The following is a 23602-nucleotide window of genomic DNA, read 5'->3' as shown; positions in this document are numbered from 1 at the left end:
CGGCCGGTACGCCGTACGCCCGTAGCGTCGACGGCATGAAGAAACGAGCGCAGGAAGCTGTCGACGGGACCGGGTACTCGGTCGTCCTGCAAGACGTACGACGGGTCTACGGCCGCGGCGGCAACGCCGTCACGGCCCTCGACGGGATCTCGATGAAGTTCGCCCCCGGCACCTTCACCGCGGTGATGGGCCCGTCCGGCTCCGGGAAGAGCACCTTCCTGCACTGCGCCGCGGGCCTCGACCGGCCGACGTCGGGCAGCGTGTACATCGACGGCCAGCCGCTGGCCGGGCTGAACGAGCGCAGGCTGACCGAGCTGCGCCGCGAGCGCATCGGGTTCGTCTTCCAGTCCTTCAACCTGCTGCCGGCGCTGACCGTCTGGCAGAACGTCTGCCTGCCGCAGGAGCTGGACGGCCGCCGCCCGAACAAGGCCGCCGTACGGCAGGTCCTGGAGCGCGTCGGCCTCGGCGACCGGCACAAGCACCGCCCCAGCGAGCTGTCCGGCGGTCAGCAGCAGCGCGTCGCGATCGCCCGCGCGCTGGTCGCCCGGCCGGCCGTGATCTTCGCCGACGAGCCGACCGGCGCACTCGACACCCAGACGGCTGCCGACGTCCTCGAACTGCTGCGCGAGCCGGTGCGGACGCAGGGCCAGACCGTCGTGATGGTGACCCACGACCCGGTCGCCGCGTCGTACGCCGACCAGGTGGTCTTCCTCGCCGACGGCTCACTCGCGGGCAGCCTGACCGCACCGACCGCCGAGGCCGTCGCCGACCGGATGACGCACCTGGGCGCTCGCTCGAACCTGCAGGCGGTGGCGGGATGATGCGTCTCGCCGTCCGCACCTTGCGGCATCGCAAGAGCGGCTTCATCGCAACCTTCATCGCGGTGGTCTTCGGTACGGCGATCGTGATGGCGTGCGGCGGGCTGATGGAGACCGGCATCCGGTCGAACGTGCAGCCGCAGCGCCTGGCCGCGACCTCCCTGGTCGTGACCGGCAACCAGTCGCACCACCGACCCGGCGTCGAGGACGCCACTCCCCTGTCGGAGCGCGTCGGCGTACCAGTCGAGGCGCTGGCCAAGATCCGCGCTGTAGAAGGCGTTTCGTCCGCTGTCGGCGACTACAGCTTCACTGCCGTCGCACAGCAGCCGGCGGTTGCCGAGGGCCACAACTGGTCCACCGCCGCCCTCGCGCCCTACCAGCTCAGCACCGGGCGCGCCCCGCGATCCGGCGAGGTGGTGGTCTCGTCCGGCACCGTAGGTGAGCAGCTGACCCTGCTGATCAACGGCGAGCCGAAGACCTTCACGATCAGCGGCCTCGCCCCGGCGGCAGCCGGTCACGCGTTCTTCTCGGACCGCGACACGACGACCCTGGTCCGCAATCCCGACCGCTTCGCCGCGGTCGGCGTACAAGTTGCTCCCGGCACCGATCTGGACGCGGTGAAGGACCGGCTGGACGCACTCGACGGCAACCTCACCGTCCGCGCCGGCGTCGACCGCGGCCTCGCGGAGCATCCGGAAGCCGAATCCCGGCGTACGGCGCTGATCGCGATCGCCGGGTCGTTCGGCGGGATCGCGACGATGACGATGATGTTCGTGGTGGCGTCGACGCTGGCGCTCGCCGCGCAGCACCGGGAGCGCGAGTTCGCGTTGCTCCGCGGCATCGGTACAACGCCCGGCCAGGTCCGGCGGATGATCCTCGGCGAGGCGATGCTGGTGTCGCTGCCGGCCGTCGTGCTCGGGATTCTGCCGGGCACACTGCTGGGCCGGTTCCTGTTCGACCAGCTCGGGTCGCACGGGGTCGCGTCGCCGGTGATCGAGTTCGCGCAGGGCTGGATCCCGTTCGCGGCCGGGGCCGGCGCGGCGGTGCTCGCGGCGATCGGTGCGGCGCTGATCGCGGCGCGGCGGTCGGCGAAGATCCGGCCGGTCGAGGCGCTGATGGAGGCGTCGCTGCAGCGCAAGTGGTTCAGCTGGATCCGGTTGCTCTTCGGCCTGCTCTTCCTCGGCGGTGGTATGGCGTTGTTGATCGTCACCGCGACCGTGATGAGCGGTCCATTGGCCGCGTCGACCGCGGGCCCGTCGATCCTGTGCTGGGCGATCGGGGTCGCGCTGCTCGGACCGTTCTGGACCAAGCTGGTGCTCGGGTTCTGGCGGTGGCCGGTTCAGGCGCTGACCCGGGTGAACGGGCGGCTGGCGATCCGCAACCTGTCCGCACGCTCGGTGGTCCTGTCGTCCGCCGCGATGCCGGTGATGCTTGCCGTCGGCATCTCGACCGCCAACCTCTACATGCAGACCACGCAGGTGCACGCGTCCTCGGAGGCGTTCACCCGAGACTTGCGAGCGGACGCCGTACTGGTGTCGGACGCCGGGTTGTCGCAGCGGCTGCTCGACGAGGTCAAGGTCGTGCCCGGGGTCGCGAGCGCGTCGGCGTACGTGCGGAGCATGGCCGCGGTCGACGACCCGGTGAAGGCGCCGTTCGACGAGGAGGGCGCACCGGTGGTCGGTGTCGACGCGCAGGGCGCGGACGGTACGGCGCCGGTGCGGCTGACCGGCGGGTCGCTCGCCGGGCTGACCGGGTCGACGGCCGCGATCCCGGAGTACATGGCGCGGAAGACCGGGCGCGGGCTCGGGTCCGAGATCGCGATGACGCTGGGCGACGGGACGCCGGTAAAGCTGCGGGTGATCGCGACGTTCGCCGCGGAGCGCGGGTACGAGTCGATCATCCTGCCGGCGGCGCTGGTGGCCGCGCACACCACAGACGGGTTGACGAAGCAGATCCTGGTCCGCGCCGAGCCGGGTGCCGACGTACGACCAGCGCTGACGAAGCTCGCGGCAACCCATCCAGGGGTCCAGGTCGCGGACCGCGACACGCTGGTCGCCTCGAACGTCGAGGACCTGCAGACGCAGGCGTGGATCAACTACATGCTCGTCGGCATGCTGATCGCGTACACCGCGGTCTCGGTCGTCAACACGCTGGTGTCGACGACGCTGCGCCGCCGCCGCGAGTTCGCGCTGCAGCGTCTCACGGGTTCCACGCGCTTTCAGGTACTGCGGATGCTCGCCACGGAAAGCACCCTCGTCACACTCACCGGCGTCACGCTGGGGACCGCCGTGGCGATGGCGTGCCTGCTCCCCTTCGCCGCGAAGGTGTCCGACGACGCGCTGCCGACCGGCCCGATCTGGATCTACCTGGTCGTCGTCGGCGCCGCCGCCCTCCTCACCTTCGGCTCGACCCTGATCCCGGCCACCACGGCTCTCCGCCACTCCCCCACCCAACCGACGCACAACGACTAGGTTGTGGGTGATGAGGTGGCTGAACGAATGCTCCGGAGCGGCGATCGCCGACGCGCTGCGGCTCGTCGCTCCGGAGCTGGGCACGCACGAGATCGTCGTCCGGGAGTCGATCGGGGACGACGATCCGGAGTGGCAGGCCGCGAGCGCGATGCTCGGCGACAGCTACGTCGTGAAGTTCGCGTGGTCCCGACCCGCGGCGTTGCGAGTGGCCCACGAGATCCAGGTCTTGGCGGCGCTGGCCGCTGAACCCGGCGTCCCGTTCCTTCCGGAGGTGGTCGCCGGCAGCCTCGACCCGGTGCTGCTGGTGACGAGGCGAGTTCCGGGTACGACGCTCTTCGAAGTGGTGGACTCCATCGACCGAGAGGAGGCGGGCCGGCAACTGGCCGGTTTCCTGGCCACGCTGCACGATCCGGCAACCGTCGCGCGGGTCGAACGCCTGACGGGTGGGCTTCAGCCGGTGCTGCTGCCGCCCGCGACGACCGCGACGATCCGGGAGCGGTTCGGCCGCTGGATCCGGCCGGATCAGGTGGAGTCCGTACTGCGCTGGTGCGACTGGGCCGACGCGGTCCTCGCCGCGCCGGCACCGACCGTGCTGGCCCACGGCGATCTCCACGGCGGCAACCAGGTCTGGGCAGGCAACGACCTCCGCGTGGTGGTCGACTTCGAAACCGCCGGGACCGCCGAACCGGAGTACGACCTACGCTGCTTCCCCGGCACCGGACCAGGCGTCGACCTGCTCCAAGCGACGCTGCGCCACTACGAAGACCTGACCGGCCACCGCTTGTCGCCTGACCGCATCATGGCCTGGCACCTACGCACCATGCTCGGCGACGCCCTCTGGCGCAGCGAAGCCAACGTCCCGCTCCCCGACCACCGAACCCCGACCGCCTGGATCGACGACCTGTCCAACCGTTTCGAGGCGCTTCACCTCGGCCCACGCCTGGACGGCTGACCGGTCCCGCACGGCGCGACACGTCAGCAGCAACGGCACCGGATCGCCCGGCAGCCGCCACAGACCGTCGGTGCCCTGGACCATCGCCGCACTTCGCTGACGCAGGTCCACCGGCAGTTCGTGCAACTGCTCGATCCGCAGCCCGGCGCCGGCCAGCGCGTTCACCAGTCCACCGACGGTCCATGGCCACGTGCTCTGTCCATGCTCCGGTAACACCTGACCGGTGTAGCTCACCGTCACCTCGCGATCGACGGCGCCGCTCCGGAAGTACGACGTACGCACCCGGAGGTCCTCGTCCACCATCGACTGCATCGGATGGAAGTCGGCGAGGAACACGACACCGCCCGGTCGCAGCAACCGCGCGATCACCCGGGCGAACTCGTCCAGCGACGGCAGCCAGACCAGCACGCCGTACGTCGCGACCACCACGTCGTACGACGCCGGTTCCAGCACGTCCGCCGCGTCGTACACATCCGCCTGTACGAACCGCGCAGCCAACCCGGCCTCAGCGGCCAAGGCGCGGGCAGCCGCGATCGCCTCGCCGGAGAAGTCCACGCCGGTGACTTCGGCGCCCAACCTCGCCCACGACAAGGTGTCCAGCCCGAAGTCGCACATCAGGTGCAGCAACCGTTGACCGCGCACGTCGCCGAGTGTCTCGAGTTCGAACGACCGCAGCGAGCTCCGGCCCGCCCTGAACCCGTCGATGTCGTAGAACTCGGACCACAGATGTGCCGCGGCGCGCAGGTCCCAGGCAGATCGGTTCCGCTCGATCCGCTCGCGATCTCCCATGGGCCGACGATAGGCGCCACCCGGCCTGCTCGCGCGGGATTTGTGCTAGCGCGCGGGGGTGGGTTCGGCGATTGGTTGGAGGGCGATGGTGGTGGCCTGGATGATCGGGGCGTTGGTGCGGACCCAGGGGGAGAGGACGACCTGGAGGTCTTCCAGGTCGGTCTCCTCCAGGATGACGCCGGGGACCGGGGCGCTGGCGCCGAGTTCGGCGAGGACCGGGCGGAGGTGCTGGTCGGCGAGGAGTTTGTGGCTCGGGGCGGCGGAGACCGTGACGGGCACTACCACTGCACCCGCCAGCGCCGAGGGTCGCAGTACGTCGAGGAAGCTCTTCAGCAGGCCCGTGTAGCTGCCCTTGTAGACCGGGGTCGCGAGCACGATCACCGATGCCGACGACACCAGGTCGACCGCACTCTCCAGCGCCGCGCGCGCCTCGGCACTCGCCTGATTGCCCTGGAAGATCGCCGGCGCGAACGTCACCAGGTCGATCAGCTCGTCGATCCGGTACGGCGTGCCGAGCTCGGACGCGAGCAATTCGGCGACGGACGCCGCGGCGGCCGCTGTCCGCGAACCGGCCCGCGGATTGCCCACCACGGTGACCACGGACTGCGGCCAGGCCGGCGGCTCCGGCACGACCTGCGACTCCAACCCGGCTGACGGCATCTGACCCAACTCCTGAACGCTCGGAAGCAACTCCCTCGAGCGTAGTCAAAGTCGAGCCCGCTACTGGACTTTCTCAGTATTCGAACCAGTATCCGAACCAGTATCCGAACGCGCGCGGACCTTCACCACGACGAACGCCACCACGGCCAGCACCGCCGCGACGATCACGAGCTTCTGGAACACGCCGACCGACGACTCCACCAGATGCCAGCGCTCGCCGAGCTGGTGGCCGGCGGTGATCAGCAACGAGTTCCACCCCAGGCTCCCGATCGCGGTCAGCGGCAGGAACACCGCGACCCGCATCCGCTCGACCCCGGCCGGCACCGAGATCAGGCTCCGCACCACCGGCACCAGCCGGCCGATCAGCACCGCCTTCGGACCGTGCCGCGCGAACCAGCTCTCGGCCTTGTCGACGTCGCGCAGCTTGACCAGCGGCAGCTTCTCCGCGAGCGCCCGGGTCCGGTCCCGGCCGAGCACCGCGCCGACGCCGTACAACGCGAGCGCGCCGACGACCGACCCCAGCGTGGTGAACACGATTGCGCTGAGCAGCCCGAGGTCGCCGCGGCTGGCAGCGAATCCGGCCAGCGGCAGGATCACCTCGCTCGGCAGCGGGGGGAACAAGTTCTCCAACGCGACCGCCAGTCCCGCGCCGGGCGCGCCGAGCCGCTCCATCAGCTCGATCGCCCAGCCGGCCACCCCGCCGGTCGGCTCCTGCGTCGCTTGCGCTGCGGTCATCGTCCCCAGATTCGTCGTCGTCAACATGGCGACGACGCTAGGTCCGCGGAGCCACCGGCACACTGCGGCCGACCGCCGTCTTCCGAACGGTTTTCCACAGTACAGACCTGAGGAAAACCGCAGTTTCTCCTCCTCCGGTGCCCGCTACGCTTGCGAGCATGCGGCAACGACCTGGTCCGGTACGGCGCGGCGCGGCGGGCCTGGCCGGGCTGACGGCCGGCGCACTGCTGGCCCCGTTCGAGTTGCTGGCGGTCGTTTCCGGCGCGCTCGCGCTGGTCGCGGCCGGTGTGACGCCGCGCACCCGCGCGCGTGTCGAGCACCTCGTTCATCGTTGCGCACGGCAACTGTCGGCGGTCGAGGTGTGGCGACTCGACCGGTTCCACGGCATCCGCGACCTCGGTCCGTACGACGACCGCGCCGCGTGGGCGTACCTGCTCCGCCGCTGGCCGATCGGCGCGCTCGGCGGCCTGGTCGTGCTGCTCCTGCTCTACGGGCTGGCGGTGGCGGGGACGATGGTCAGCGCGTGGCTGTTCGACGGCTCCTGGGGCTACATCGAGAGCGCCGACCGGGTCTCCACCGAGACCATGGCGGTGGCGGCGGTCCCCGGCGCGCTGCTGCTCTACATCAATGTGATGGGCCTGGCCGGCGTCGTGGACCTCGACACCAAGCTGGCGCGCCGGCACCTCACCCCGTCCGTGGAGGAGGCGCTGACCCGCCGGATCTCCGAGCTGACCGTGAGCCGGGCCGAGGTCGTCGAGGTCGTCAACGAGGAACGCCGCCGGATCGAGCGCGACCTGCACGACGGCCTCCAGCAGCGTCTGGTCGCGCTCGGACTGCTGCTCAGTCGTGCCCGTCGCGCCCAGGACCCGGTCCTCGCGGGAGACCTGGTGCGCCAGGCCCACGAGGAGTCCGAGCTGGCGCTGGCCGATCTCCGGGACGTCGCCTGGCGCGTCTACCCGACCGCGCTCGACAAGCTGGGCCTGGAGGAAGTGCTGGCCGCCCTCACGGAGCGATCCGGCATCCCCGTCCGACTGCACTACGACCTGCCCGCCCGGCCACCCGCCGGTGTCGAGACCGCGGCGTACTTCGTCATCTCCGAGGCGCTGACCAACGCCGTCAAACACTCCGGGGCGAACAAGATCGACATCACACTCACACCCACGACCTCGCAGCCACCAGGCCTCCTCGTCACCGTGACCGACGACGGCAAGGGCGGCGCCGACGTCACCGGCCGCGGTCTCACCGGTCTGGCCGGCCGCGTCGTCGCCAACGACGGCAAGCTGACCGTGTCCAGCCCACCCGGCGGCCCGACCACCATCCAGGCGGAGTTCCCATGCGCGTGATCCTGGCCGAAGACTCGACCCTGTTGCGCGAGGGCCTGGTCCGGTTGCTCGTCGAGGAGGGCCATGAGGTCCTCGACGCGGTCGGCGACGGCGACGCGCTCGTCACCGCGGTACGCACCGCGGACGCGGCCGGTGCGTTGCCCGACGTCGTGTGTGTCGACGTACGGATGCCGCCGACGCACACCGACGAGGGCCTGCGCGCCGCGCTCACGATCCGCGAGACCTGGCCGGCGGTCGGCGTGCTCGTGCTGTCGCAGTACGTCGAGAAGTCGTACGCCGGCGAGCTGATCACGTCCGGCCAGGAGCGCGTCGGGTACCTGCTCAAGGACCGGGTGATGCGGGTCGAGGAGTTCCTCGACGCGCTCGACCGGGTCGGCTCCGGCGGTGTCGCGCTCGACCCCGAGGTCGTCCGCCAACTGCTGTCCCGCACCACGCACACCGACCCGCTGGAGAAGCTCACCGGTCGCGAGCGCGAGGTCCTGGCCGCCATGGCCGAGGGCCACAACAACAGCAGCATCGCCGGCCGGCTGTTCATCAGCCCGAGCGCCGTCGAGAAGCACGCCAACTCGATCTTCGACAAGCTCGGCCTCTCGCACTCGCCCGGCTTGAACCGCCGGATCCGCGCCGTCGTCACCTACCTCAGCACCTGACCGGTCCCGCGAACGTGTGAAAGTCTTGGGCGACCCAGTGGACGCACCCTTGGAGGGTTGGATGACAGTCGCGGCCGAGCACGCTCCTCAGGTCAGGGTCTGCCAGGACCGGACGGACCTGGGCCGGGTCGCGGGCGGCCTGGCCGCCGCGACGATCCGGCAGGCGATCGCGCACAGCGGACGGGCGCGGATCATGCTGGCCGCGGCGCCGAGCCAGACCGCGACGCTGACCGCACTCGCCGCCGAACCCGACGTCGACTGGAGCAAGGTCGAGTGCTTCCACATGGACGAGTACGTCGGTCTCGCGCCGGACGCGCCGCAGGCGTTCCGAAGCTGGTTGCGCCGCACCTTCCTCGACCAGGTGCCGCAGGCCACGTTCCACCCGCTCGTACCGGAGGACGGCCCGGACGCCTACGCGGCGCTGATGGGTGACGAGCCGTTCGACCTGGTCCTGTTCGGCCTCGGCGTCAACGGCCACCTCGCGTTCAACGACCCGCCCGCGGACTTCGGCGACCCGCAGGCCGCGCGGCTCGTCGCCCTGGACGAGACCAGCCGCCGCCAGCAGGTCGACGAGGGCAACTTCCCCACGCTGGCCGAGGTCCCGACGCACGCGGTCACGGTGACCATCCCCCGGCTGCTGAACGCGCACGCGCTGATCGGCTCGGTTCCCGGAGCGGTCAAGCGCCAGGCGGTCCAGGACACCCTCACGCAACCGATCGGCCCCGACCACCCCGGTACGGCGCTCCGCACCCACCCCGCCGTACAACTCTTTCTGGACACCGAGTCAACGCCCTAGCCGACCCTGAAGCCCTAGCCGACCCCGAGGTGCAGGCCGCCGGACGCGTCGACGACCTGTCCGGTGATCCACCGCGCCGCCGGTGACGCCAGGAACGCGACCACCTCGGCGACGTCCTCACCACTGCCGAGCCGGCCGAGCGCGGTGTGCGCGACGATCAGCTCCGTCAACCCGGGCGCCTCGAAGATCTCGCCGTTCGCCTCGGTCCGGGTCGCGCCGGGCGCGACGGCGTTCACGGTGATACCGCGCGCGCCGAGCTCCTGCGCGAGCGTCCGCGTCATCGTCTCCAGCGCGCCCTTGGTCATCGCGAACGAGGTCTGCGCCGGGTTCGCCATCCGGGTCGCGACCGACGTGATCGACACGATCCGCCCGTCGTCGGCCAGCACCGGCAGCAGCCGCTGGATCAGGAAGTACGGCGCCCGCACGTTCACGGCCATCAACCGGTCGAAGGCCGCCTCCGAGTCCGTGCCGATCGGCCCCGCAGGCGACGCGGCCGCGTTGTTCACGAGCACGTCCAGCCGGCGCCCCGCCAGCCCGGCCGTCACCTGCTCCAGCACCGCGTCGACGTCCCCGGGCACCCCGAGCTCGGCGCCGACCACGAACCCGCGCCCGCCGATCCGCGCCAGCGTCTCCTCGGCCCCCGCCTTGTCCCGGTGGTAATGCACCGCCACCTCGGCACCCGCCGCGGCCAGCCGCTCCGCGATCGCCCGGCCGATGCCCCGCGACGCCCCGGTCACGAGCGCGACCCTGTCGTTCATGTTAGAAACTATCATGTTGTTAGTATCTACCACATGAGCTTGCGCGACCGCCAGCGGGCCGACACCCGGCACCGCATCCAGCGCCAGGCGCTCCGCCTGTTCACCGACCGCGGGTACGACGCCACCACGGTCAACGACGTGGCCGACGCCGCCGGGGTCTCGGCGATGACCGTCTACCGGAACTTCCCCACCAAGGAAGACCTGGTCCTGTACGACGACTTCGAGCAGCTGACCGCGAGCACGCTCACGGCGCTGCCCGCGACCGGCTCACTCACCGACCGCATCGGCCGCACCACGCTGGCCATCCTCGAACTGGCGGCCGCGAACGAACACGAGCTACTGCTCGCGCGACTCCGCCTGATGATCGCGACGCCCGCCCTGCAGGCGCGGCACCTCGACAGCCAGTTCCGCCTCCAGGAGGCGTTCGTCAACGCGATCTGCGCCGACGACCCCAGCCTCGAGTACGGCGCCCGCGCTGCCGCGAGCGCCGTACTCGGGGTCACTCACACCGCCTTGCTCCGCTGGGCCGCCGCCGACGGCGAGGCCGACCTCGTGGACCTCTTCCGGGAAGCGTTCACGGCCGCCTTCGGTCACGCCCCCTGAGGATCGATCAGGTGAGCTCAGGGACTCGTAAATGCGCGATGACGAGCTCGAACTCACCGACGTCCAGGACCTCCGCGCCGGCATCCTTCGAGGTCGCCGCCCGCATCGACGCGGCCGCCTCGCGGCTGCTGTCCATCGCCTCCATGCTGTCGTAGGTCACCGACGACACCGCCTTGCCGGAGGCGCGGTCGACCAGCAGGCTCGCACTGCAGAACCCGGCCAGGTCCTCGAGCCGCGGCAGCGACGCCATCTTGTAGACGTCGATCGCCCGCTCCATGGTCCCTGGATCGACCTTCACCCAGGTCGCCCGGACGCACGCACCGGCGACCGATCGGTGGTCACGGTGCAGGACGGCGATCTCCCACTCCTGCACGGACGGGTTCCCGCCGCCCATCGTTTCCGCGATCCGGTCCCGGACCGGCCGGAGCTCTTCGTCGGAGGCGCGCATCGCCTCCTCCGACTGCCAGGCGCTGGTGGCGATACAGCGGCCGGAGTCCCGGTCGACGATCATCGACAGGCCGATGCAGCCGTCCATCTCCAGGATCCTCGGCATCACCTCGTCGCGCACCTGCGCGATACCGGCGTCGACCGACACCGGCGCGGCATTGATCGTGGTGGAACGCGCGTACACGATCCACCCCCTTACGCTAGGGGCAGCGCCCCGGCGGCGCCGCCGGACACTTCTCACCCTCCTCCCCGAACGGTTGCCTGGCAATCCCCGGAAACGGCCGTCCTCAGCCCTTGTGCTCGGCCACGTCGAAGACGTTGCCCTCGGGGTCGGCGAGGGTGATCCAGTGCGTGCCGTACTCGTCGTGCTCGTCGACGCGCTTCGCGCCCAGCCCGACCAGCCGGTCGATCTCGGCGGCCCACTCGGTGGCGGCCAGGTCGACGTGCAGCCGGTTCTTGCCCGTGCGCGGCTCGGGGACCTGGATGAACATCAGCGTCGTGCCCGGCGCGGTCCGGTTCACGGTCGCGAAGTACTGGTTGCCGTCAGCGTCGACCTCGGACGACAGCACGCCGGCCCAGAACGTCGCGAGGGTCTGGGCGTCGGCGCAGTCGAAGACGACGCTCTCGAGCGATACAGCCATGGTTCAGCCTTTCAGGACAGGGATCCGCTGGATCGGCCAGCAGACCTCGGTGAGGTAGTCGGCCGGATCGGGAACGTCTCCCGGGCCGATCGGGTACAGCTCGCGGATCGGCCCGGGAGCGACCTCGCAGTACTCCGCGACGTGGCTGCCGAGGGCGCCGTACGTGCAGTCGAAGTCGGTCATCGGGCCGGCGTGGACGGCGACGGCGAAGTAGCCGCCGGGCAGGTCGACGAGTTCGACCCCGTCGGCCGGCGCCTGGTCCGGCGCGACCGGCAGGAACGCGACCACCCGGCCGGCGTCCTCGGTGAAGAACTCGTCGCTGTACGTCGCTCCGGCGGTGGCGTGGATGCCCGCGCCGACGGTGTTCAGCTTGCCGAACGCGTAACCGCACCACGGGCCGATGTCGTCACGGGCGACGTGGCCAGAGACGCCGTACGCCCGGAACGGCGGGATGAACCGGTACTGCACGTCGATCACCGGCCGGCCCGGGGTCAGGAGTTCGCGCAGCGAGGTGACGACCTCGCGGGTCTGGGCGAGCTCCCGCTCCATCCGTTCGAGGTGTGCGCGCAGCGTCTCCTCCCGGGCCGGGCCGTCGGAGGCCTCGACCACGGCCCGGACGTCCGCCAACGGCATCCGCAGCAGCCGCAGGCGGCGGATCAGCAAGGCGGTGTCGACCTGGTCGGTCCCGTACCGCCGGTAGCCCGACGACGCGTCCACCGAGACCGGCGCGAGCAGGCCGATCTCGTGGTAGTGGTGGAGGGTTTTCACACTCAGATGTGTCAAGCGGGAGAACTCCCCCACCGTCACCGTCGCCGTCATGTCCCCAAGCTTCCACCCTCCGGTAACCGGAGGGTCAAACCCCTACCCCCGGTACCGCCCGATGACCTTGGTGTAGTCCCAGGCCTGCTGGGGAACCCCGGAGCAACTGTCGGCCGCGCCGCCGGTGCAGGGGCGGTCGCGGTTCACCGACCAGAAGGTGAAGCGGGCCAGGTGGTGCTGGGAGGCGTAGGCGAGCATCGACTCGAAGTCCGACAGGTTGACGCGCTCGCCGGCCACGTCCGTGAGCCCGTTCATCGAGGAGATGCCGATCTTGCGGTACGCCGCGTCGTCGGTCAGGCCGTACGCCGCCTTCACCTGGTTCTTCAGGCCGTCGGCCGCCTGCCGGGTCAGCGTGCCCATGTTCGTCGACCCGCCGCCGAAGTCGAACGGCATGATCACCCAGCCGTCCAGGTTCAGCCCAGAGGCCGCACCGCGGCGGATCAGGTCCTGGCCGTTCCCGTCCGGCCCGGAGGTCGTCGTCCCGAAGGTCAGGTACGTCGCGATCCCCGGGTTGTTCTGCTCCACGATCTTCAGCGCGTCGATCACCCGCTGCCGGACGGTCGCGTTGCTGAACTCGCTCGCCTCGATGTCCACGTCGAACGCCTTCAGCGACAACGCGTTGATCACCTTCTGGTACGCCGCCGCGAGCTCACCCGCCGATCCGCAGCTCTCGCCCAGCTTGTTCCCGGACCACCCGCCGACCGACACCACGACGTCGCCGCCGTTCTCCCGGATCGCGTTGATCGCCTGCTGGTCGACGCCGCCGGTCAGCGGCCGCTGCCCGTCCCACATCGGGTTGCAGTACCCGTTGGACAGGATGAACGCCATCGTGAACCACTTCACCCCGGTCGCGTTCATCACCGTCGCCGGGTTCGGCGGGTCACCCCAGCCTTGATACAGGTACGGCGCCGCGGCCATCGGTGCACCACCCGTCGGCGGCGGGCCGTCGTCCGCGGCCGGTACGTTCCACTTCTGGTTGGCGGCACCGGTGCAGCTCCACAACTGCAGCGGCGTACCGTTCGCGGAGTTGTTGCCGGTGACATCGAGGCACTTGTTCGCTTGTGGGTTCACCAGGTCGCGGCCGGACGTGTACGTCCACTTCTGCGCGCCACTGCCGTTGCACGTCCACAGCTGCACCCGCGCACCGTTCGAGACGGAACCGCCGGACACGTCCAGACACTTGCCCAACGCCCGCAACGTGCCGTCGCTCGAGCGGGCCCACTGCTGCGCGTTGGTGCCGTTGCAGTCGTACAGCTGCACCGTCGTACCGTCCGCGCTGTTCGCCCCGGCGACGTCCATGCACTTCCCGGCCAGGCCGGTGACAGTACCGGTGGCGGCCTGCGCGGGGCCGGCCGTGATCAGCAGGCCGCCGCCCAGCACCAACGCGGCGACCACCGCACCGAGCCGCCTCATGACACGGTCCACTTCTGGTTGGCGGCGCCTGTGCACGACCAGATCTGCAGCGGCGTGCCGTTGGCGGAGGTGTTGTTCGTGACGTCGAGACACTTGTTCGCCTGTGGATTCACCAGATCTCTCCCACTCGTGTACGTCCATTGCTGGGCGCCGCTGCCGTTACACGTCCACAGCTGCACGCGAGCGCCGTTCGCGACGGATCCGCCGGACACGTCGAGGCATTTGCCGAGCGCACGGATCGTGCCGTCACCAGGGCGGGACCACTGCTGGGCCGTCGTACCGTTGCAGTCGTACAGCTGGACCGCGGTGCCGTCCGCGCTGCTCGCGCCGGCGACGTCCATGCACTTGCCGGCCAGGCCGGTGATCTGCCCGCCGCCACCACCGTCACCGCTCTGCGTACCGGACCAGGTGAAGGTCGCCGACGTCTTGGTCGGGAGCGTGTAGACGAACGACTGCGAACCCCAGTTCACCCGCACCGACTGCGAGCTTCCGGTGGTGTTGAAGGCGATCAGCGCCTTGGACCCGTCCGGGTTCTTCCAGGCCACGTTCTTCACCGAGTTGTTCGCGGTCGAGTCGATCCGCAGCGCGCCCGGCTTCACGAACTTCGTCAGGTGGCCCATCGTGTAGTACTCGACGGTCTTCGTGACCTGACCGCGCTGGCTGTCGTTGCGGTGCACGGTGACGAGCCCGGTGCAGACGTTGCAGCCGGCGCCGACGTACGGCAGGTGGTTCTCGTCGAGCGCCATACCCCACTTGACCCACGACTTGTCCCAGTTGCGGGTGTAGTCGATCAGGTTGTTCATGTCCTCGACCTGCTGGTTGGCGATCCAGGTGCCGCCCGAGTGCTCGGTCATGTAGTGGTTCACGGCCGGGTACTGGTTGTGCACCTGCGTCTGCAGGCTCACGTCACCGCCGTACCCGTGCCAGGCGATGCCGCCGAACAGCGGGTCGTTCCGCAGCGCGGCGTCCGCGAGCGGCACCGAGCCGAGATCGTTGTAGTTGCCCCAGTTGTAGTCGAGGACCATCACCTTCGTGGTGATCCCGGCCGCGCGGAAGGCCGGCAGCAGGTGGTTCTTGGTGAACTCGAGCAAGCCCGACCCGTTCCAGTTCATCGAGGCGTAGCCGGTGCTGTCGGAGCCGCAGCAGGTCGGTTCGTTCTGTACCGTGACGTAGTCGATCTTGTTGCCCTGGGCAGCGTTCTGCTGGATGTACTTGACGAAGTACTGGGCGTACGTCGGGTAGTGCTCCCACTTCAGCCAGCCGCGGTGGACGAAGTCGTTGTTGTCCTTCATCCAGGCCGGCGCGCTCCACGGCGAACCCATCACCTTCAGAGCGGGGTTCAGCTGCCGGGCCTGCTTGGTGAGCGGAACGACGTCGGTCAGGTCGTGCCGGATGCTGAAGTCGTTCAGGTCGCAGCAGGTGTCGTCGAAGGAGTAGTTGAACCGGGCGAGGTCGGAGGCGCCCATCGGGTTCCGGACGAACGCGAGGCCGATTCCCTCGACCGGGTCGAACAGGTCCTTCATCACCTGGTCGCGGGTCGCGGCCGAGATCACGTTGCTGCTGTTCAGCAACCAGGCGGAGCTGTCGGCGAACGACGCGCCGCCGCCCTCGAAGGACTGGTACGTCGTGTTCTCGTTGACCGTGATCGTCTGGTTCGCCGTACCGCCGGCCGGACCGAAGTTCACCGGCGTCTGCTGCTGCAGACCGCGGGTGACGTTGCGGCCGGCCGAGTCGTTGGTGGTGGTCAGCCAGATGTTGACCTGCTCGCCCGCGGTCGTCGAGCCGACAGCGGGCGGGGCGGTTCCGAAGCCGAGACCGGCGGCTGCCACGCAGAGCGCGGCGACCGCGGCCGGCACAAGCCGTTTCGCGGGCATGGGGCGGTTCTCCCTTGTTTTCAAGGAGGATGGGGCGGTTCGAGTTGTCGGCGTCTGCCCGCGCCGCAACAGCTGGTCAGCACGAGGTAACCATCCGTGCCCAACAGTGTCAACGTCGGAAGCGAGACTTTTTTCAGATCTTTTATTTAGTCTCGGCCTTGACGTGGGAGCGTTCTCACGGCACGCTGCCGCCCATTCACGCCCTCATTCAGACGCCCCCGAAATGAGGTACTCATGAAGCGTCCCCGCATGCTCGCACTGCTCGCGATCGGTGCCGCGCTCGTCGGCACCGCCCTTCTCCAACCGCCCGCCTCGGCCCAGCAACAGGCCGCCGCCGCGACGATCTGGGAAGACAACTTCGACGGCCCGGCCGGCCAGGCCCCCGACCCCGCCAAGTGGCGGTACGACATCGGCGGCAGCGGCTGGGGCAACAACGAGATGCAGTACTACACCAACAGCACCCGCAACTCCGCGCTCGACGGCAACGGCAACCTGGTGATCACCGCCCGGCGCGAGTCCGGCGGCTTCCAGTGCCACTACGGCCCGTGCCAGTACACGTCGGCCCGGCTGCTCACCGCGCAGACCTTCACCCAGACCTACGGCCGGTTCGAGGCCCGCATCAAGATCCCCCGCGGGCAAGGGATCTGGCCCGCGTTCTGGATGCTCGGCGGCGGCAACTGGCCGAACGACGGCGAGATCGACATCATGGAGAACGTCGGCAAGGAGCCCGCGACCGTGCACGGCACGATCCACGGTCCGGGGTACTCCGGCGCCGGCGGGATCGGTGCCGCGTACAACCATCCGAACGGCTGGTCGTTCGCCGACGACTTCCACACGTTCGCGGTCGACTGGGCCCCGGACTCGATCACCTGGTACGTCGACGGCGTGCAGTACCAGCGCCGTACGCCGGCCGACCTGGGCGGCAAGACGTGGGTCTTCAACCACCCGTTCTTCATGATCATGAACGTCGCAGTCGGCGGCTACTGGCCCGGCTATCCCGACGGAACCACGCAGCTGCCGCAGACGATGACCGTCGACTACGTCCGGGTCTCCACCCTCGGCAGCAGCTCGGGCGGATCCCAGATCACCGGCCTGGCAGGGAAGTGCATGGACGTCGCTGCCGCGAACACGGCCGACGGTACGCCGGTCCAGCTCTACGACTGCAACGGGACCAACGCGCAGAAGTGGTCCCGCCCCGGTGACGGCACGATCCGGGCCCTCGGCAAGTGTCTCGACGTGAACGCCGGCTCGCTCGCCGACGGCGCCAAGGTCCAGCTCTGGACCTGCAACGGATCCGGCGCGCAGCAATGGGTCTACAGCTCCGGCCGGGACCTGGTGAACCCACAGGCCAACAAGTGCCTCGATGTCACCGGCAACAATTCCGCCAACGCCACCCCACTGCAGACCTGGACCTGCACGGGAGCAGCCAACCAGAAGTGGATCGTCTAACGTACTGCGCCACCGTCACGAAGCAGGCGTACTACGGGGAGGGTCGCGGCGCCGAGTGCTACGGCGTCGCGGCCCAGTTCGCACAGCACGATCGACACTTGCTCGTACGGCCGCCGCAGCGCGTGCTTGCCCACCTCGGCGCGGAGTTCGTCCAGGTACTGCTCCCCCAGCAACAGCCCCGCCCAGCCGCCGAGCACGATCCGCTCGGGGTTGACGAGGTTCACCAGGTTCGCGAATCCCGCGGCCAGGTAGCCGATCGTGTCGCTGACCACGGTCGCGGCCGGCTCGACGCCACTCGACGCCGCCTCGAGCACCTCGACGAAGGCGGCCTCCTCGTCACCGTCGGCGGACCCGCCGGCGAGCCGGTACCGGTCCAGGACGCCTTCCGCGCCGACGTACGCCTCCAGGCAGCCGAGCGCGCCGCAGCGGCACCGCCGGCCGCCGTACTCGATCGTCATGTGGCCCCACTCGCCCGCACTGCTGCGCGCGCCGCGGTAGCTGGATCCGCCCGCCACCAAGGCGGAACCGACACCTGAGCCGACCAGCGCGACCACCGCGTCGGTCGCACCCCGCCCGGCGCCGAACCACATCTCCGCCTGCCCGAGCATGTTCGCGCCGTTGTCCACGTGCACCGGAATCTCGGTGCCCTCGGCAAGCATCGCCGCGAGCGGTACGGCGTCCCAGCCGAGCGTCTGGGCATCCACGACCGCGTTGTCCTCGACCACCCCCGAGACCGCGACCCCGAGGCCGAGGATCCGCTCCGTCCGCACGCCCGACGCGGCGACCACGCTCGAAAGCCCTTCCAGGACGTGCTTCACGACCTCCGCGGGCGTCGGCGAGCTGATCGGATGGTCCGCGCGGGCGAGCACGTTCATTGCCAGGTCGAAGAGCTCGACCCGGACCCGGGTCTCCCCGACCTCGGCGCCGGCGACGTACCGGAACTCCTGCGCCACCCGCAACAGGACGCGCGGCCGGCCGCCCTCGGACTCGACCGAGCCGGCCTCCTCGACGACCCCCTCGGCGATCAGCTCGGCGACCAGGTTGCTCACGCTCGCGGCGCTCAGCGAGGTCCGGACGGTCAGCTCCTGGCGGCTCAGCGGTCCCTCGCGGTAGATGCAGGTGAGGATCACCGAGCGGTTGGACCGGCGCATGTCGCGCACCGTCGTCCGGCGTACTTCCATCCTCGACCTCACCCTGGCGTCAGGCTGCCCGGCCCCGGGCGGGCCGCTCGCCCCCGAGTTCATCATGCCGCCCCGGCCGGTGGAAGAGGCGGCTTCTTCCAGGCCGTGAACTAAGCCGCGATTCGTTACCACTCCGTGATTGACGGCCGGTTGCGCTCTCCGCTTTGATCTACGGAACCGCTTCCGAAACCGGTTCCGTAGCCAGCAACCCCGACCGCCCGAGGGGAGTGTCAGCGTGTCCATCACCATCGCCGATGTCGCGGCCCGGGCCGGCGTCAGCAAGACCACCGTCTCGCGCGTCCTCAACGGCAAGGGCGAGCTGGACCTGCGGACCGCCGAGCGGGTCCGGCAGGTGATCGAGGAGCTCGGCTACGTGCCGAGCGCCCGCGCCGTCGGCCTCGCCCGCGGCCGCACCCGGATCGTCGGGATGCTGGTCCCGTCGCTCACCTGGCCCTGGATGGGCGAGGTGCTGCAGGGCGCGGTCGACGTGGTCGAGAGCGAGGGGTACGGCCTGCTGCTGTTCACCTTCAACCGGGGTGCGGAGTCGATGCAGCAGTTCGCGTCCCAGGTCTCGGCGCAGTCGTTCGACGGCCTGCTGGTGATCGAGCCGGAGGGCACGCTCACCTACATCGAGCAACTCCACGCGCGCGGCCTCCCGGTGGTCCTGATCGACGACCGCGCCAAACGCCCGCAGTTCCCGTCCGTCGCCACCACCAACTACGCCGGCGGCGAGTCCGCCGGCCGGCACCTGCTGGAGCTCGGTCGTCGCCGGCCACTGGTGATCACCGGCGTCGAGCGCTTCGGCTGCACCCAGGAACGCCTCGACGGTTTCCGCGCGGTCTACGCGGAGGCCGGCGTCGAACTCGACCCGCGGCTCGTGTTCGAGGGCGACTTCACCCACGAGAGCGGACGCCGCGGCGTCCAGTACGCGCTCGACGAGCGACTCGAGTTCGACGCGATCTTCGCGCACAACGACCTGTCCGCCGGCGGCGCCGTCCAGGCCGTCCGGGAGACCGGGCGGAACGTGCCGAACGACGTGTCCGTGGTCGGGTTCGACGACATCCCGTACGCCGAGCACACCGAGCCGCCGCTGACCACGGTGCACCAGCCGATGCGCCAGATGGGTCAGGCCGCGGCCCGGATGCTGATGGGCTACTTCGGCGGCACCCCGCTGCCCGACGAGCCCCAAGTGCTGCCGACGACGCTGATCGTCCGCAGTTCAACCGCCCCACTGAGTCGACCAAGAACGCGGACTTCCGCCCCGAAGCGACACCCCGCGGCCCGGTCCCGCCGCTAGCGCTCCGGCGGCGGGGCAGCTGCCCCTGTCCCGCCGCCGGCGTACCCCTCGATATCGATCCGTTAAGGCGCTCGCTCTTCCCATGAGAGCGTTCTCACGCCACGATGCAGTCGCCCTCCCGGCTCAGGGGAGGGCATCCGCCAACAGATTCACAGGAGGAACCGATGCGAGCACGACGGACAGTCGCGCTGGCCCTGACGGGCCTGCTCGCGGCAGTCACGCTGGCTGCCTGCAGCAGCGGGGACGGGAACACCGGCAGCACCGGGAACGGCTCGGGCGGTGGCGCCACCGTCCTGAACGTCGGGATGCCCAACGGGCCGCAGACCGAGAACCACAACCCGTTCCTCGGCTCCTCCTCGGGCGCCTCGCTGGGCTACCGCTGGATGATCTTCGAGCCGCTGGTGATGATCAACGGGATCAAGCCGACCGAGCCCGGCAAGCCGTGGCTGGCGACCGAGTGGAAGTGGGAGGCCAACTTCACCAAGCTGTCGCTGACCGTCCGCGACGGCGTGAAGTTCTCCGACGGCAAGCCGATGACCGCCGAGGACGTGGCGTACTCCTTCCAGATCCGCAAGGACAACGAGGGCCTGAACTCCGACGCGATCCCGTACGGCACGATCACCGTGTCCGGGAACAAGGTCGACCTGACCTTCACCCGGTCGCAGTTCGTCAACCAGAACAAGATCCTGACCGTGTTCGTGATCCCGAAGCACCAGTGGTCGGCGATCAAGGACCCGAGCCAGGACACCCTGAAGAGCCCGATCGGCACCGGCCCGTACACGATCAAGTCGTTCACCCCGCAGACCACCACGCTGACGCTGCGCGACTCGTACTGGCAAGAGCTGCCGAAGGTCAAGGAGCTGCGGTACACGTCGTACAACGACAACAACGCGCAGACCACCGCGCTGGCGAACGGCTCGTCGGAGTGGAGCTTCGTCTTCGTGCCGAACGTGAAGGCCGTCTACCAGGACAAGGACCCGAAGAACCACAAGCTGTGGTTCCCGGCGAACCTCGGCATCCACGGCCTGTGGATCAACACCACCCGCAAGCCGTTCGACAACCCGGCGCTGCGGCGGGCGATGGACAAGGTGATCAACCGCGACGACATCTTCCTGCAGGGTGAGGCGGGGTACTTCTACCCGAAGGTCGAGTCGATCACCGGCATCCCGACGCCGGCGGGTGAGTCCTTCATCGCGCCGGAGTTCAAGGACAAGAAGCACTCCGTCGACGTCGAGGCCGCGAAGAAGGAGCTCGCGGACGCCGGCTTCAAGCTCGAGGGCGACGTGCTGAAGGACCCGACCGGCAAGCCGGTGACGATCACGCTGACCGACCCGGCCGGCTGGTCGGACTACATCACCGACCTGGAGATCATCAAGGACAACCTGTCCACGATCGGGATCAAGGCGACCGTCGACAAGGCCAACCAGGACGCCTGGTTCAAGGCCTTCGACGAGGGCACCTTCGACGCCGGGATGCACTGGACCAACGGCGGCGCGACGCCGTACGACATCTACCAGAACATCATGGACGGCAAGATCCTGAAGCCGGTCGGCAAGGGCGGCGTGAGCGGCAACTACGGCCGGTTCAACAGCCCGGAGGCCACCAAGGCGCTCGACCAGTACGCGAACGCCTCCGACGACGCGACCCGCACCACCGCGCTGAACACGCTGCAGAAGATCATGGTCGAGCAGATGCCGGTCATCCCGACCTCGGCGTCCAACGTCGGCGGGCTCTACAGCACCAAGAACTGGACCGGCTGGCCCGACGAGCAGAACCAGTACGCGCCGGCGCAGCCGACGCAGCAGAACGCTCTGCAGATCGTCCTGAACCTGAAGCCGGCCGGCAGCCAGTGATGCGCCGGCCGCGGCGCCGGGCCCGCCCGCCCGGCGCCGCGGCCGCACGATTGGAGTGTTATGACGGTCACCGACACCGAGGTGGTCCTGGAGGCCGACGGCCTCACCAAGCACTTCCCGGTACGGCGGGGAATCCGTGACCTGCTGTCCCGCGAACACAAGGTCGTGCACGCGGTCGACGACGTACGGCTGACGCTGCGCCGCGGCCGGGTGACCGCGCTGGTCGGCGAGTCCGGCTCCGGGAAGTCGACCGTCGCGCGACTGCTCGCGCAGCTGTACGGCCGCACGTCAGGTGACATCCGCCTGCACGGGGAGTCGGTCACGGTGCACGGCGGCCGGAAGTTCCGTGCGTACGCGCGCCGCGTGCAGATGATCTTCCAGGACCCGTTCGCCTCGCTGAACCCGACGCACACCGTGCGGTACCACCTCACCCGGTCGCTGCGGATCCACGGCCGCGAGGGCGACCTCGAGCAGAACCTGCGCGACCTCCTGGTGCAGGTCCAGCTCACTCCCCCGGAGCGCTACCTGGACAAGTTCCCGCACGAACTGTCCGGCGGCCAGCGCCAGCGGGTCTCGATCGCGCGCGCGCTCGGCGCCGATCCCGAGGCGCTGCTCGCGGACGAGCCGGTGTCGATGCTCGACGTGTCGATCCGGCTCGGCGTCCTGAACCTGCTGCGTGACCTCAAGGAGCGGCTGAACCTCGCCATCCTCTACATCACCCACGACATCGCCTCGGCCCGGTACTTCGCCGACGAGACGCTGGTGATGTACGCCGGGCGCATGGTCGAGGGCGGCGACTCCGAGACCGTCACGCAGAACCCGGCGCACCCATACACCCGGCTGCTGATCGAGAGCGCGCCGGACCCGGACCGGCTCGGCCAGCTGAGCACCCCCGAGGACCAGGCCGGCGGTGAGCCGCCGAGCCTGATCGCGCCACCCACCGGCTGCCGGTTCAACCCGCGCTGCGTGCACGCGATGCCGAAGTGCTCGACCGAGCTCCCGCCCCGCTTCGAGCTCCCGACCCAGGGTCACTGGGCCGCCTGCTGGCTCTACGAGGAAGGAACGGCGCAGTGAAGTTCCTCCTGCAGCGCCTGGCGTTCTACGTCTTCACCGCGTGGGCCGCGCTGACCATCAACTTCTTCATCCCGCGGATGATCCCGGGCGACCCGGTGACGTCGCTGATCAACAAGTTCCAGGGGCAGCTGAGCACCGAGGCGATCAACTCGCTGTACGTGCTGTTCGGCCTGGACAAGAACGCGTCGCTGTGGGGTCAGTACGTCGACTACTGGGGCCAGGTGTTCCGCGGCGACCTCGGGCTGTCGTTCACGTTCTTCCCGACGCCGGTTTCGGAGATCCTGCAGCAGAGCCTGCCGTGGACGATCGCACTGGTCGGCATCACGACATTCGCCAGCTTCATGATCGGTACGGCGCTCGGCGTGCTGGCCGGGTGGCGCCGCGGGTCGCTGATGGACGGACTGTTGCCGGTGACAACGTTCCTGTCGTCGATCCCCTACTTCTGGCTCGGGCTGCTGGCGATCACGCTGCTGGCCGGACCGGACAGCTTCTTCCCGTCGTCCGGCGGCTACGAGCCCGGTCTGGTGCCTTCGTGGAACGGCGAGTTCATCGGGAGCGCTGTGCAGCACAGCCTGCTGCCGGCGATCACGATCCTGATCTCGTCGGTCAGCGGCTGGATCCTGACGATGCGGAACATGATGGTGACGGTGGCGTCGGAGGACTACATCACCGTCGCGCACGCGAAAGGCCTGCCGGAGCGCCGGGTCATGGTCAGCTACGCGGCGCGGAACGCCCTGCTGCCGAACGTCTCCGGCTTCGCGCTGTCGCTCGGCTTCATCGTCGGCGGGACGCTGCTGGTCGAGATCGTCTTCTCCTACCCGGGGATCGGCTACAACCTGTTCCAGGCCGTCGGCGCCAAGGACTACCCGCTGATGCAGGGCGTGTTCCTGGTGATCACGCTCTCGGTGCTGGTGGCCAACCTGCTGGCCGACGTGGCGTACCTGCTCCTCGACCCGCGCACCCGGAAGGAGGGCTGACG

Annotated in this window: 21 protein-coding genes and 1 pseudogene; 12 read left to right on the top strand and 10 right to left on the bottom strand. The window is 69.6% G+C overall.

What is annotated here, in order from left to right:
- Nucleotides 1-35 precede the first annotated feature (35 nt).
- From ABN611_RS21815 to ABN611_RS21805, 3 genes and pseudogenes are all read left to right on the top strand, one after another.
- Nucleotides 36-821, top strand: a complete 786-nt coding sequence (locus tag ABN611_RS21815) for an ABC transporter ATP-binding protein (RefSeq protein ID WP_350274056.1) — start codon at nt 36-38, stop codon at nt 819-821.
- Complete coding sequence (locus ABN611_RS21810; protein ID WP_350274055.1) at nt 818-3289, top strand: FtsX-like permease family protein; 2472 nt, start codon at nt 818-820, stop codon at nt 3287-3289. Before ABN611_RS21815 ends, ABN611_RS21810 begins: the two co-directional genes overlap by 4 nt.
- Before the next feature lie 10 nt (nt 3290-3299).
- Nucleotides 3300-3941, top strand: a pseudogene (locus ABN611_RS21805) (aminoglycoside phosphotransferase family protein); the annotation flags it as partial.
- A gap of 159 nt (nt 3942-4100) precedes the next feature.
- On the opposite strand, the gene ABN611_RS21800 reads toward ABN611_RS21805, so the two are convergent.
- Genes ABN611_RS21800 through ABN611_RS21790 form a run of 3 tightly spaced genes read right to left on the bottom strand, consistent with a single transcriptional unit; the run spans nt 4101 to nt 6452 of the window.
- Complete coding sequence (locus ABN611_RS21800; protein ID WP_350274054.1) at nt 4101-5030, bottom strand: methyltransferase domain-containing protein; 930 nt, start codon at nt 5028-5030, stop codon at nt 4101-4103.
- 45 nt (nt 5031-5075) lie between these two features.
- Nucleotides 5076-5690: an NAD(P)H-dependent oxidoreductase gene (locus ABN611_RS21795; RefSeq protein WP_350274053.1), complete on the bottom strand. Its 615-nt coding sequence runs from the start codon at nt 5688-5690 to the stop codon at nt 5076-5078.
- Between the two features lie 60 nt (nt 5691-5750).
- Nucleotides 5751-6452, bottom strand: coding sequence for a DedA family protein (locus ABN611_RS21790; protein ID WP_350274052.1), 702 nt, complete (start codon nt 6450-6452; stop codon nt 5751-5753).
- Between the two features lie 131 nt (nt 6453-6583).
- On the opposite strand from ABN611_RS21790, the gene ABN611_RS21785 reads away from it, so the two are divergent.
- From ABN611_RS21785 to ABN611_RS21775, 3 genes are all read left to right on the top strand, one after another.
- Entirely contained in the window at nt 6584-7768 is a 1185-nt protein-coding gene (locus tag ABN611_RS21785) for a histidine kinase (RefSeq protein ID WP_350274051.1), read from the top strand.
- The gene (locus ABN611_RS21780; protein WP_350274050.1) at nt 7759-8418 is read left to right on the top strand and encodes a response regulator transcription factor; all 660 of its coding nucleotides are present in this window, start codon (nt 7759-7761) and stop codon (nt 8416-8418) included. Before ABN611_RS21785 ends, ABN611_RS21780 begins: the two co-directional genes overlap by 10 nt.
- A 61-nt stretch (nt 8419-8479) precedes the next feature.
- The gene (locus ABN611_RS21775) at nt 8480-9214 is read left to right on the top strand and encodes a 6-phosphogluconolactonase (protein WP_350274049.1); all 735 of its coding nucleotides are present in this window, start codon (nt 8480-8482) and stop codon (nt 9212-9214) included.
- 14 nt (nt 9215-9228) lie between these two features.
- Here the strand turns inward: ABN611_RS21775 and ABN611_RS21770 are convergent, their stop codons facing one another.
- Nucleotides 9229-9972: an SDR family oxidoreductase gene (locus tag ABN611_RS21770; RefSeq protein ID WP_350274048.1), complete on the bottom strand. Its 744-nt coding sequence runs from the start codon at nt 9970-9972 to the stop codon at nt 9229-9231.
- Nucleotides 9973-10005: 33 nt separating this feature from the next.
- Here ABN611_RS21770 and ABN611_RS21765 point away from each other — a divergent pair, with 33 nt between their 5' ends.
- Nucleotides 10006-10575, top strand: a complete 570-nt coding sequence (locus tag ABN611_RS21765; RefSeq protein ID WP_350274047.1) for a TetR family transcriptional regulator — start codon at nt 10006-10008, stop codon at nt 10573-10575.
- A 7-nt stretch (nt 10576-10582) separates the two neighbouring features.
- Here ABN611_RS21765 and ABN611_RS21760 read toward each other — a convergent pair whose 3' ends face one another.
- The 5 genes from ABN611_RS21760 to ABN611_RS21740 all read right to left on the bottom strand — a co-directional run bounded on the left by ABN611_RS21760 (nt 10583) and on the right by ABN611_RS21740 (nt 15769).
- Nucleotides 10583-11206: a hypothetical protein gene (locus ABN611_RS21760; RefSeq protein WP_350274046.1), complete on the bottom strand. Its 624-nt coding sequence runs from the start codon at nt 11204-11206 to the stop codon at nt 10583-10585.
- Nucleotides 11207-11309: 103 nt separating this feature from the next.
- Nucleotides 11310-11663, bottom strand: a complete 354-nt coding sequence (locus tag ABN611_RS21755) for a VOC family protein (RefSeq protein ID WP_350274045.1) — start codon at nt 11661-11663, stop codon at nt 11310-11312.
- Nucleotides 11664-11666: 3 nt separating this feature from the next.
- Complete coding sequence (locus ABN611_RS21750; protein ID WP_350274044.1) at nt 11667-12482, bottom strand: MerR family transcriptional regulator; 816 nt, start codon at nt 12480-12482, stop codon at nt 11667-11669.
- 42 nt (nt 12483-12524) lie between these two features.
- Nucleotides 12525-13895, bottom strand: a complete 1371-nt coding sequence (locus tag ABN611_RS21745; RefSeq protein ID WP_350274043.1) for a lectin — start codon at nt 13893-13895, stop codon at nt 12525-12527.
- Nucleotides 13892-15769, bottom strand: a complete 1878-nt coding sequence (locus tag ABN611_RS21740; RefSeq protein ID WP_350274042.1) for a ricin-type beta-trefoil lectin domain protein — start codon at nt 15767-15769, stop codon at nt 13892-13894. The genes ABN611_RS21745 and ABN611_RS21740 overlap by 4 nt, the downstream gene beginning before the upstream one ends.
- Nucleotides 15770-16003: 234 nt before the next feature.
- Here ABN611_RS21740 and ABN611_RS21735 point away from each other — a divergent pair, with 234 nt between their 5' ends.
- Entirely contained in the window at nt 16004-17218 is a 1215-nt protein-coding gene (locus ABN611_RS21735) for a family 16 glycosylhydrolase (RefSeq protein ID WP_350274041.1), read from the top strand.
- Here the strand turns inward: ABN611_RS21735 and ABN611_RS21730 are convergent.
- Nucleotides 17215-18399: an ROK family transcriptional regulator gene (locus ABN611_RS21730; protein WP_350274040.1), complete on the bottom strand. Its 1185-nt coding sequence runs from the start codon at nt 18397-18399 to the stop codon at nt 17215-17217. The genes ABN611_RS21735 and ABN611_RS21730 overlap by 4 nt on opposite strands.
- A gap of 235 nt (nt 18400-18634) precedes the next feature.
- Here ABN611_RS21730 and ABN611_RS21725 point away from each other — a divergent pair, with 235 nt between their 5' ends.
- The 4 genes from ABN611_RS21725 to ABN611_RS21710 all read left to right on the top strand — a co-directional run bounded on the left by ABN611_RS21725 (nt 18635) and on the right by ABN611_RS21710 (nt 23600).
- Nucleotides 18635-19696, top strand: a complete 1062-nt coding sequence (locus ABN611_RS21725) for a LacI family DNA-binding transcriptional regulator (protein WP_350274039.1) — start codon at nt 18635-18637, stop codon at nt 19694-19696.
- A 164-nt stretch (nt 19697-19860) separates the two neighbouring features.
- Entirely contained in the window at nt 19861-21549 is a 1689-nt protein-coding gene (locus ABN611_RS21720) for an ABC transporter substrate-binding protein (protein WP_350274038.1), read from the top strand.
- 60 nt (nt 21550-21609) lie between these two features.
- A complete protein-coding gene (locus tag ABN611_RS21715; protein WP_350274037.1) occupies nt 21610-22623 on the top strand; it encodes an ABC transporter ATP-binding protein in 1014 nt (337 codons plus the stop codon).
- Complete coding sequence (locus ABN611_RS21710; RefSeq protein ID WP_350274036.1) at nt 22620-23600, top strand: ABC transporter permease; 981 nt, start codon at nt 22620-22622, stop codon at nt 23598-23600. Before ABN611_RS21715 ends, ABN611_RS21710 begins: the two co-directional genes overlap by 4 nt.
- The last annotated feature ends 2 nt before the right edge of the window (nt 23601-23602 follow it).

The organism is Kribbella sp. HUAS MG21 (assembly GCF_040254265.1).
In the GTDB taxonomy this organism is placed as follows: Bacteria; Actinomycetota; Actinomycetes; order Propionibacteriales; family Kribbellaceae; genus Kribbella.
Note: the sequence above shows the minus strand (reverse complement) of the source record. Positions and strands in the feature narration are given on the sequence as shown.

Excerpts from the sequence above, each read along its gene's own strand:
- ABN611_RS21735 (WP_350274041.1), top strand. The coding sequence starts at position 16,004 with ATGAAGCGTCCCCGCATGCTCGCACTGCTCGCGATCGGTGCCGCGCTC.
- ABN611_RS21715 (WP_350274037.1), top strand. The coding sequence starts at position 21,610 with ATGACGGTCACCGACACCGAGGTGGTCCTGGAGGCCGACGGCCTCACC.
- ABN611_RS21750 (WP_350274044.1), bottom strand. The coding sequence starts at position 12,482 with ATGACGGCGACGGTGACGGTGGGGGAGTTCTCCCGCTTGACACATCTG.
- ABN611_RS21730 (WP_350274040.1), bottom strand. The coding sequence starts at position 18,399 with ATGGAAGTACGCCGGACGACGGTGCGCGACATGCGCCGGTCCAACCGC.
- ABN611_RS21765 (WP_350274047.1), top strand. The coding sequence starts at position 10,006 with ATGAGCTTGCGCGACCGCCAGCGGGCCGACACCCGGCACCGCATCCAG.
- ABN611_RS21800 (WP_350274054.1), bottom strand. The coding sequence starts at position 5,030 with ATGGGAGATCGCGAGCGGATCGAGCGGAACCGATCTGCCTGGGACCTG.
- ABN611_RS21785 (WP_350274051.1), top strand. The coding sequence starts at position 6,584 with ATGCGGCAACGACCTGGTCCGGTACGGCGCGGCGCGGCGGGCCTGGCC.
- ABN611_RS21740 (WP_350274042.1), bottom strand. The coding sequence starts at position 15,769 with ATGCCCGCGAAACGGCTTGTGCCGGCCGCGGTCGCCGCGCTCTGCGTG.
- ABN611_RS21720 (WP_350274038.1), top strand. The coding sequence starts at position 19,861 with ATGCGAGCACGACGGACAGTCGCGCTGGCCCTGACGGGCCTGCTCGCG.
- ABN611_RS21780 (WP_350274050.1), top strand. The coding sequence starts at position 7,759 with ATGCGCGTGATCCTGGCCGAAGACTCGACCCTGTTGCGCGAGGGCCTG.
- ABN611_RS21810 (WP_350274055.1), top strand. The coding sequence starts at position 818 with ATGATGCGTCTCGCCGTCCGCACCTTGCGGCATCGCAAGAGCGGCTTC.
- ABN611_RS21755 (WP_350274045.1), bottom strand. The coding sequence starts at position 11,663 with ATGGCTGTATCGCTCGAGAGCGTCGTCTTCGACTGCGCCGACGCCCAG.
- ABN611_RS21745 (WP_350274043.1), bottom strand. The coding sequence starts at position 13,895 with ATGAGGCGGCTCGGTGCGGTGGTCGCCGCGTTGGTGCTGGGCGGCGGC.
- ABN611_RS21775 (WP_350274049.1), top strand. The coding sequence starts at position 8,480 with ATGACAGTCGCGGCCGAGCACGCTCCTCAGGTCAGGGTCTGCCAGGAC.
- ABN611_RS21795 (WP_350274053.1), bottom strand. The coding sequence starts at position 5,690 with ATGCCGTCAGCCGGGTTGGAGTCGCAGGTCGTGCCGGAGCCGCCGGCC.
- ABN611_RS21790 (WP_350274052.1), bottom strand. The coding sequence starts at position 6,452 with ATGTTGACGACGACGAATCTGGGGACGATGACCGCAGCGCAAGCGACG.
- ABN611_RS21770 (WP_350274048.1), bottom strand. The coding sequence starts at position 9,972 with ATGAACGACAGGGTCGCGCTCGTGACCGGGGCGTCGCGGGGCATCGGC.
- ABN611_RS21815 (WP_350274056.1), top strand. The coding sequence starts at position 36 with ATGAAGAAACGAGCGCAGGAAGCTGTCGACGGGACCGGGTACTCGGTC.